Annotated in this window: 1 protein-coding gene; it reads right to left on the bottom strand. The window is 62.8% G+C overall.

The features are described from left to right. Positions 1-993 (bottom strand): IS630 family transposase (locus tag Q1A36_RS21280; protein WP_299848172.1); only part of this gene is annotated, 993 nt, incomplete at its 3' end. Between the last annotated feature and the right edge of the window lie 59 nt (positions 994-1,052).

Raw genomic sequence — 1,052 nt, 5'->3', positions numbered from 1 at the left:
GGCGTTGTGCTGGAGCAGGTAGTCGTAGATTGCACCCTCCAGATCATCGACGCTGGAGTAGCTCCCTCGTCGGATGCGCCGCGCGGTGATTTCGGCAAAGAAGCGTTCGACGAGGTTCAGCCAGGACGCGCTGGTTGGCGTGAAGTGCAGCTTGAAGCGCGGGTGCTTGTCGAGCCAAGTCTTCACTTCCGGCGTTTTGTGCGTGGCATAGTTGTCCAGCACCAGATGCACCTCGCGATTGCCCAGCACGGCCCGGTCGATGCGGCGCAGGAATTTGAGGAACTCCTTGGCCCTGTGGCGCGGCATGCAATCGCCGATGACCATGCCGGATTTCACGTCGAGCGCGGCGAACAGCGTCGTGGTGCCGTGGCGCTTGTAATCGTGGGTCATGGTTGCGGCGCGGCCTTTCTTCAGCGGCAGGCCGGGTTGGGTGCGGTCAAGCGCCTGTATCTGGGATTTCTCGTCCACGCAGAGCACCACTGCGCGGTCGGGCGGATCGAGGTAAAGCCCCACGATGTCTGTGACTTTCTCCTCAAATGCCGGGTCATTCGAGACCTTGAAACCCTTCGCCAAGTGCGGCTTCAGGCCCGCATCAGCCCAGATCCGACCCACACTCGACGGCGAAATCCCCACCGCGTCCGCCATCAGGCTGCGGCTCCAATGGGTGGCATTGGGCGGGCTTTCCTGCACCGTCTTGGCAATCACTTTGAGCCGCACCTCACGCGGCAACGGAGGCACCCGCGACGGACGGGTCTTGTCCCGCTTGAGCCCCGCCACTCCCTCATCGAGATACCGCTCCTGCCAGCGCCAGACCGTCGGCTTCGAGGTCCGCGCCCGCCGCATGATCTCGAACGTGCCATGGCCTTCCGCCGTGGCCAGGATGATCTCGGCACGCCAGACCAGCTTGCGCGGCGTGTTTCGGTTCCGGACGAGGGACTGCAGTTCAGCCCGCTCCTCGAGGCCCAGATAAAGGCAGATATCAGCGCGTCTCATGGCCCAACATGACACGCCAGGAAACCAATGGGAATCCTATGTCAGGTGGAGAACACTAG

This window comes from uncultured Paracoccus sp., from assembly GCF_947487305.1.
GTDB lineage: Bacteria > Pseudomonadota > Alphaproteobacteria > Rhodobacterales > Rhodobacteraceae > Paracoccus.
This window is presented reverse-complemented; position numbering and strand designations above follow the sequence as displayed.